Annotated in this window: 5 protein-coding genes; 2 read left to right on the plus strand and 3 right to left on the minus strand. The window is 72.8% G+C overall.

What is annotated here, in order from left to right:
- Window positions 1-56: 56 nt before the first annotated feature.
- Window positions 57-1835 (minus strand): S8 family serine peptidase, encoded by a 1779-nt coding sequence (locus ACWEQL_RS39270; protein ID WP_452155876.1) that lies wholly within the window; start codon window positions 1833-1835, stop codon window positions 57-59.
- A 225-nt stretch (window positions 1836-2060) separates the two neighbouring features.
- Window positions 2061-3860: a S8 family serine peptidase gene (locus tag ACWEQL_RS39275; protein ID WP_452155878.1), complete on the minus strand. Its 1800-nt coding sequence runs from the start codon at window positions 3858-3860 to the stop codon at window positions 2061-2063.
- A 185-nt stretch (window positions 3861-4045) separates the two neighbouring features.
- Here ACWEQL_RS39275 and ACWEQL_RS39280 point away from each other — a divergent pair, with 185 nt between their 5' ends.
- Window positions 4046-4999 (plus strand): helix-turn-helix domain-containing protein, encoded by a 954-nt coding sequence (locus ACWEQL_RS39280; protein WP_452155880.1) that lies wholly within the window; start codon window positions 4046-4048, stop codon window positions 4997-4999.
- 81 nt (window positions 5000-5080) lie between these two features.
- On the opposite strand, the gene ACWEQL_RS39285 is transcribed toward ACWEQL_RS39280, so the two are convergent.
- Window positions 5081-6031 (minus strand): helix-turn-helix domain-containing protein, encoded by a 951-nt coding sequence (locus tag ACWEQL_RS39285; protein ID WP_452155882.1) that lies wholly within the window; start codon window positions 6029-6031, stop codon window positions 5081-5083.
- Window positions 6032-6411: 380 nt separating this feature from the next.
- Here ACWEQL_RS39285 and ACWEQL_RS39290 point away from each other — a divergent pair, with 380 nt between their 5' ends.
- Entirely contained in the window at window positions 6412-7539 is a 1128-nt protein-coding gene (locus ACWEQL_RS39290) for a nucleotide disphospho-sugar-binding domain-containing protein (RefSeq protein WP_452155884.1), read from the plus strand.
- The last annotated feature ends 44 nt before the right edge of the window (window positions 7540-7583 follow it).

The raw sequence follows: 7583 nt of genomic DNA on the forward strand, positions 1-7583 counted from the left end.
GCCGGCCCGGCACGGGCGGGGGTCCCGTGCCGGGCCGGGGTTCACCGGGGGTGGTGTCAGGAGGCGGAGCAGATCGTGAGGTAGGTCTGCCGGACGCAGCTGATCGTCGCGGTGGAGGAGCCGGTGGCACCCCGCTTGTCGGTGACGGTCAGCCTGGCCGTGTAGGTGGCCGTGCGCTCCGGGTAGGTGTGGCCCGGCTTCAGCTCGGTGCCGGTGGTGCCGTCACCGAAGTCCCACCGGTAGGAGGCGACGGTGCCGTCGGGGTCGTAGGAGTCGCTGGCGTCGAACCCGCACCACGCGGCGGCGGTGCAGAAGCGGCTGAAGACGGCCACCGGCTTCTCGTTCAGCGCCGGGTCGGTGGCCCGCACGTACGCGCTGTTGCGGCTGGTCCGGCCGGAGCCGTCGGTGACGGTCAGCTTGACCTTGTATACGCCGAAGGCCGCGTAGGTGTGGCTCGGCTTCGCGCCGGTGCCGGTGGCGCCGTCGCCGAAGTCCCAGCCGTAGGTGAGGCCGGTGCCGCTGGACAGGCCGGCGTCGAAGGTGCAGGTACGGCCGCTGTTGTCGCAGCCGGCGACGAAGGTGGCGTCGGGTCCGGCGGCGCCGCCGGCCGGGAAGACCGCCGTGTTCGACAGGTCGAGGAGCGGTTCCTTGACGCCGTCGCCGGAGGTGTCGGTCCAGTTGGAGTTGCCCGCGTTGACGATGCGGTCGCGCACCGCGATCACTCCGGCCCGGTTGACCGGCTTGTTGGCGCCGCGGGTCAGCCAGGCGGCGGCCCCGGCCACGTGCGGGGCCGCCTGGGAGGTGCCGCTGTAGTTGGAGTACCCGCCGTTCTTGAAGGCGGACTGGATGCAGTCACCGGGCGCGGCGATGTCCACGCCCCGGCCGAAGTTGCTGCTCTTCCAGAGTGTGTCGTCCTTGTTGGTGTTGTTCTTGTTGCACCAGCCGAAGGTGCCGAGGCCGCCGGGCTTGCCGTCCGCGTCGCTCAGTGCGGAGACGGTGATCGCGTCGGGCACGTTCGCCGGGCTCTGGTTGGAGACGTCCCGGTGGTCGTTGCCCGCCGAGACCACGACGACGACGCCCTTGGCGATCGCCCGGTTCACCGCGTCCACGACCGGCGGCTCGGTGCCGTCGAAGCCGAGGCTGAGGTTGACCACCTCGATCTCGTCGGAGTGCGCGGTCACCCAGTCGATGCCGTTGACGATCTCCTCCGTGGAGCCCTCGCCCTCGCTGTTCAGCGACTTGACGGACCACAGCCGCGCGCCGGGGGCCACGCCCACGTAACCGATGCCGTTGTCCAGGCCGCCGACGATCCCGGCGACGTTGCTGCCGTGCCCGTTGTCGTCGACGCCGGCATTCTCCACACAGGAGGTGACGCCCACGCAGTTCACCCGGCGCACCACGTTCAGGTCCGGGTGGTAGTAGTCGATGCCCGAGTCGATGACCGCGACATCCACGTCGACCCGCTGGTCGAGACCGTCACCGACCTTCAGTCCGCTGTTGCCCGGGGCCAGGGTCCGGCCGGTGCCGTTGGGGGTGACCTGGCCGTGGGCGTGGGCGGTGGCACTCGGCTGCACGTACTTGACGGCCGGGTCGGCCCGCAGGGACCGCAGCGCGGAGGGCGTCAGATCGGCCGAGAAGCCGCTCAGCGCCGAGCGGTAGACCGCGCGGACGTCGGCCCCGCGGACGCCGTGGGCCACCGTGGCGGGGTCGGCCACGGCGCCGTCCTGCAGGACCACGATGTACTTCGAGGCGGGTTCCTCCGCAGCGGCCGGAGTGGCCCCTGCTCCTGCGACCGCTGCCAGCACCAGGCCGGCGAGTATCGCGGCGCGTTTCATGCTTCCTCCTTGTGGGGGACGGGAGTTGCCGAGAAGGCTAGAGCCGATTCCGGGGATTCGACCCACCGGTTTGCCGTCACTGGCGGGAACCCGACAGGCCGTCGGACAGCCCTCGCCGGGTCCCGGAACGCGCGGGGGCCGCGTCCCGTACGGCGGTGCTCCGCCGTACGGGACGCGGCCCCTGGGATGCCGGTCACGGAGCCGGCCCGGCAGGCCGGCTGGCCGTCAGGAGATCGAACAGGTCATGTAATACGGGTACTTGGTGCAGGTGACGGTCGCGGAGGCACTGCCGGTGCCGCCCTTGTCGTCGGTGACCGTCAGCGTGGTCCTGTACGTGCCGGAGGCGCTGTACGGGAAGGTGTGGCTGACGCTCTGGCCGCTGCCCGTGGTGCCGTCGCCGAAGTTCCAGCTGTACGACGCCAGCTTGCCGTCGGGGTCGTAGGAGCCCTCGGAGTCGAGCGAGCAGTTGCCGTTGACGGTGCAGAAGCCGCCGACCTTCGCCACCGGCCGGTCGTTGTGGTTGGGTGCGAGCAGCCGGAAGGTGGTCTGGTTGCGGCTGGTGCGGCCGGAGCCGTCGGTGACGGTCAGCTTGACGGTGTAGGTCCCGTACGCGGCGTAGGTGTGGCCGGGCTTGACGCCGGTGCCGGTGGTGCCGTCGCCGAAGTCCCAGCTGTAGCTCAGGCCGGTACCGCTGGTCAGGCCGGCGTCGAAGGTGCAGAGCCGGGTGGCCCGGTCGCAGTCCGGGACGAAGGTGGCATCGGGTCCGGCGGCACCGCCGGCCGGGAAGACCGCGGTGTTCGTCAGGTCCAGCAGGGGTTCCTTGACGCCGTCGCCGGAGTTGTCGGTCCAGTTGGAGTTGCCGGCGTTGACGATCCGGTCGCGGACGGCGATCACCCCGGCCCGGTTCACCGGCTTGGCGGCGCCGCGGGTCAGCCAGGCCGCGGCACCCGCGACGTGCGGGGCCGCCTGGGAGGTGCCGCTGTAGTTGGAGTAGCCGCCGTCCTTGAAGGCGGAGCGGATGCAGTCACCGGGAGCCGCGATGTCCACGCCCCGACCGAAGTTACTGAAGTTCGACAGGGCGTCGTCGGTGTTGGTGTTGTTCTTGTTGCACCAGGTGAAGGTGCCGAGGCCGCCGGGCTTGCCGTCCGCGTCGCTCAGCGAGGAGACGGTGATCGCGTCCGCCACGTTCGCCGGGCTCTGGTTGGCCACGTCCCGGCGGTCGTTGCCCGCCGAGACCACCACCACGACGCCCTTGGCGATAGCCCGGTTCACCGCGTCGTTGACGGCCTGGACGGTGCCGTTGAACCCGAGGCTGAGGTTGACCACCTCGATCTCGTCGGAGTGCGCGGTCACCCAGTCGATGCCGTTGACGATCTCCTCGGTGGAGCCGCTGCCCTTGCTGTTCAGCGACTTGACCGACCACAGGCGTGCGCCCGGGGCGACGCCCACGTAGCCGATGGCGTTGTCCAGTCCGCCGACGATCCCGGCCACGTTGCTGCCGTGCCCGTTGTCGTCCATGCCGGCGTTCTCCACGCAGGAGGTGACGGCCACGCAGTTCACCCGGCGCACCACGTTCAGGTCCGGGTGGGTGTAGTCGATGCCGGAGTCGATGACCGCGACGTCCACGTCGACCCGCTGGTCGAGGCCGTCACCGACCTTCAGCCCCGTGTTGGCAGTGGCGCCGATGCGGGCCGTGCCGTTCGGGACGGCCTGCCCGTGGGCGTGGGCGATGGCCGACGCCTCCACGTACTTGACGGCGGGGTTGGCGCGCAGGGCCGCCAGCGCGGAGGGCGTCAGATCGGCCGAGAAGCCGCTCAGCGCCGAGCGGTAGACCGAGCCGAGCCGTACGCCGTGGGCGGAGCGGGCGACCGTCGTGGGGTCGGCCGTCGCTCCCTCCTTGAGCACCACCACGTAGCGGGTGGTCTCCTGTTCGGCGGAGCCGCTGCCCTGCGCGGTGGCGGGGAGGGCTCCGGATCCGGCGACCGCTGCCAGCACCAGGCCGGCGACTATCGCGGTGCGCTTCATGCTTCCTCCTTGTGGGGGACGGGAGTTGCCGAGAAGGCTAGGGCCGAAATCCCGTCCCGGAGCGTCGGGTTACCGCCCCTGACGGGAACCCGACAGCACTCCACCCGCCCCGCGCGGGGGCCTACGATGCCCTGCGGAGGTCCGTCGCCCACGCCGGACCCCGTGGAACGCCGAGAGGGGGACCCGTGCTGAACGCGCTCGGAGTCTCGTCCCAGGAGGAGGCGCTCTACCGCGCCCTGCTGTTGCGCCCCGACCCGACCCTGGCCGAACTCGCCGAGAGCACCGGGGCCGAGCCGTCCCGGCTCAGGCGCCAGCTCAGGGAGCTGGAGGCCAAGGGGCTGGTCTCCCGCTCCCCCACCCGGCCCGTGCGCTTCCGCCCCGCACCGCCGGAACTGGCCGTCGAGGTGCTCGCGCTGAGCCTCCACCAGCGGATCGACCGGGCCCGGCTCGCCGCGGTCGAGCTCACCGACCTGTGGCGCAGCGGCCGCGCCGAGCACGAGCCGCCGGTGCAGATCGTCCAGGGCCGCGAGGCCAACACCCAGCACTTCCAGCAGGTCCAGCGGTCCACCCGGGAGGAGGTGCTGATCTTCGACATGCCGCCGTACGTGGAGGAGGGCATGGCCGCCCAGACCGACGTGCAGCTCGACCTCATGGAGCGGGGGGTGGTGTACCGCACGGTGTACGACCGCGGCGCGCTGGCCGAGCCCGAGCAGCTGGCGCTGGCCCGCCGTCTGACGCAGCGCGGGGAGCGCGCCCGGGTCGTCGACGGGCTGCCGATGAAGCTGCTGATCGCCGACCGCACCACCGCCCTGGTGCCCTTCGTCCTGGACGGCGAGCGGCAGACCGTCGTCCTGCGCAGCTCCCCGTTGCTGGACGGGCTGATCGCGCTGTTCGAGGCGCAGTGGGAGCGCGGCACCCCGCTGTGGGGCAGCGGTCGCCCGGCGGACGAACTCAGCCCGGAGGACGTCCAGTTGCTGGGCTACGCGGCCGCCGGGTACACCGACGAGATCATCGCCCGCAAGGTCGGCGTCAACAAGCGGACGGTGGAGCGGCGGATGCGCCGGCTGATGGACGCGCTCGGCGCCCGGACCAGGTTCCAGGCCGGGCTGCAGGCGGCCCGGCGCGGGCTGCTCGGCTGACACCGCGTCCGCGGCCCCGGTCATGCTCCTCGCCCGGGCCGCCGCCAGGGCGAGGAGCCACCCCGGAAGTGGCGTGCGCCACTACCCGAGGAGTCCTCTGCGGCCGGCCTGGAGCCCGGCCTGGAAGCGGGTGCGGGCACCGAGGACGTCCATCAGGTGCCGCATCCGCCGCTCCACCGTCCGTTTGCTGAGCCCGGTCCGGCGGGCGATCGACTCGTCCGTGCAGCCGGCCGCGGCGAAGCCGAGCATCTGCTCGTCCGAGGCGTCGAGCCCGCCCGCCGTCCGGGTCGACCACAGCGGGGTCGCGCGCTCCCACAGGGCCTCGAACAGCGCGATCAGGCCGTCGAGCAGGGGCGAGCGGTCGAGGACGACGCTCTGCCGCTCGCCGGCCAGGACGAAGGGCACCAGTCCGCTGCCGCGGTCGGTGATCAGCATCTTGAGCGGCACCCCGTCGAGCACCCGGGCCTGCTCGCCGTGCTGGGTCAGCCGGCGGACGCGTTCGAACTGGCCCGGCTCCTCCAGGGACCGCCGGTCGTAGACGGTCCGGTAGCGCACCCCGCGCGCCATCAGGTCCAGCTGGAGGCGGTACTGCGGCTCGACGCCCTCCTCGATGTACGGGGGCCGGTCCAGGGTCAGCACCTCCTCGGTGGCCGCGAGCTGGGTCTGCAGGTACCGCTGGGTGTTGGAGTCATGGCCGCCGACGACCTGGAGCGGCACCGAGCGCGCCCGCACCGAGGCCTCCCACAGCCCGGTCAGCTCCCCGGCCGCGAGGCGGGCCTGCTCGATCCGCTTGTGACGGTCGAGCGCCAGGATCTCGAAGGCCAGGTCGGGCGGTGCCGGCCGGTAGCGCACCGGCCGGGTCGGCGTCCTGCTGACCAGGCCCTTCTCCTCCAGGGCGCGCAGCCGCCGCGCGACACCGGAGGCGACGGCGCCGACCGCCGCGGCCAGCTCGGCGAGGGTGGGTTCGGCGAGGGTCAGCAGCGTCCTGTAGAGCTGCTCCTCGGTGTCGTTGATGCCGAACGGCGCCAGCATGTCTCTCCTGTCCTCCGGCTCCGCGACGCCGTGGCGCGGGCACGGCACCCCGCCACCGGCGGACGACGGGAGTGCGACGGCCGGCGTACGGGCGGCGCCGCGGAGCACCCGAAGACTAGGGCGGGCCGCCCGCGCGGGGAACGGTGGAAAACCGGCACCGCCGGTATCCCGACAGGCGGGCGGCCCGGGCCTGGCAGCCCGGCGGCCCGGGTCCGGCCTGCGCCGTGTGCGCACACCGGAGGGCCGTTGGCAATCGGGTGCCGCAGAACGTCCGGAATTCGATCGTGCGAGGAACAGTCGCTGAGCCTCAGTCAGTTGTACTTGCGGGTGCGCCTCGTGCGGCCCGCTACCGACATTCGAAGACCGACCAGGAGACAACTGTGCGCATCCTTTTTACCGGGCCCGGAGCACCCACCCACATGTTCCCGATGGTGCCGACCGCGCAGGCCCTGCGGGCCGCCGGGCACGACGTCCTGTTCGCCGTCCCGCAGCCGCTGGAGCAGATCCGGGCGACGGGCTTCCCGGTCGTCGAGATCGGCGACGGCAAGCCGCTGACGGAGTCCTTCCAGGCCGCCCTCGGCGAGGGGGCGCGCTACACCCGGCCCGACCTCACCCAGGACCAGATCCTCGACCTCGCCGGTGTCGGATTCGCCCACGCCTCGCGCTGCACCGTGGACGACCTGCTGGCCGTCGCCCGCGAGTGGCGGCCCGACCTGCTGGTCCACGACTCCTGTCTGGCCTCCGCCCAGCTGGTCGCCGCCGAGCTGGGGATCCCGGCGGCCCTGCACAACTTCGGCTTCAGCTCCGGCCTCGACCTCGCGGGCCGGCTGGCCGCCAACTTCACCGACGTCTACGAGGCGCACGGCGTGGCCAAGCCGGCCGACACCACCCCGCTGAACATCGTCCCCGCCTCGGCCGGCGGCGACCCGGGCGGCCTGCGGATGCGCTACCTGCCGTACAACGGCGGCGGTGTGGTGCCCGTCGAGCTGCTGCGCCGTGCCGACCGGCCGCGGGTCGCCGTCACCCTGGGCACCGTGGTCGCCCAGATCGAGGGCGTGGACGCGATCGGGCGGGTGATCGAGGCGGCCGGCTCGGTCGACGCCGAGTTCCTGATCGCCGTCGGCGGCGCCGACCTCTCCCACCTCGGTACGCTCCCGGCCAACGTGCGGCCGCTGCCGTGGGTCCCGCTGGCGGAGCTGCTGCGGGTCTGCGACGCGGTGGTCCACCACGGCGGCTCCGGCAGCTCCCTCACCGGACTCCAGGCGGGCATACCCCAGCTCGTCCTGCCTCAGGGCGCCGACAACTTCCTCGTCGCCGACACCCTGGTGGCGACCGGTGCCGGGCTGCGCGCCACCTCCGACGAGGTGGACACGGCCCTGCTCACCCGGCTGGCCACCGACCCGGCGCTGCGCGAGGCCGCCGTCCGCCTCAAGGGCGAGAACGACGCGCTGCCGACCCCGGCCGCGGTGGTGCCCGAGATCGAGGCGCTCGCGACCGCCGGTCGCTGACCCGTCGACGGACGTGCCGGGGGCGGCCCGCCGCGATGGCGGGC

This window comes from Kitasatospora sp. NPDC004240, assembly GCF_053603215.1.

What these genes read in the sequence shown, in the direction of transcription:
- ACWEQL_RS39270 (WP_452155876.1), bottom strand. Translation starts at nt 1,835, where the DNA reads ATGAAACGCGCCGCGATACTCGCCGGCCTGGTGCTGGCAGCGGTCGCA.
- ACWEQL_RS39275 (WP_452155878.1), bottom strand. Translation starts at nt 3,860, where the DNA reads ATGAAGCGCACCGCGATAGTCGCCGGCCTGGTGCTGGCAGCGGTCGCC.
- ACWEQL_RS39285 (WP_452155882.1), bottom strand. Translation starts at nt 6,031, where the DNA reads ATGCTGGCGCCGTTCGGCATCAACGACACCGAGGAGCAGCTCTACAGG.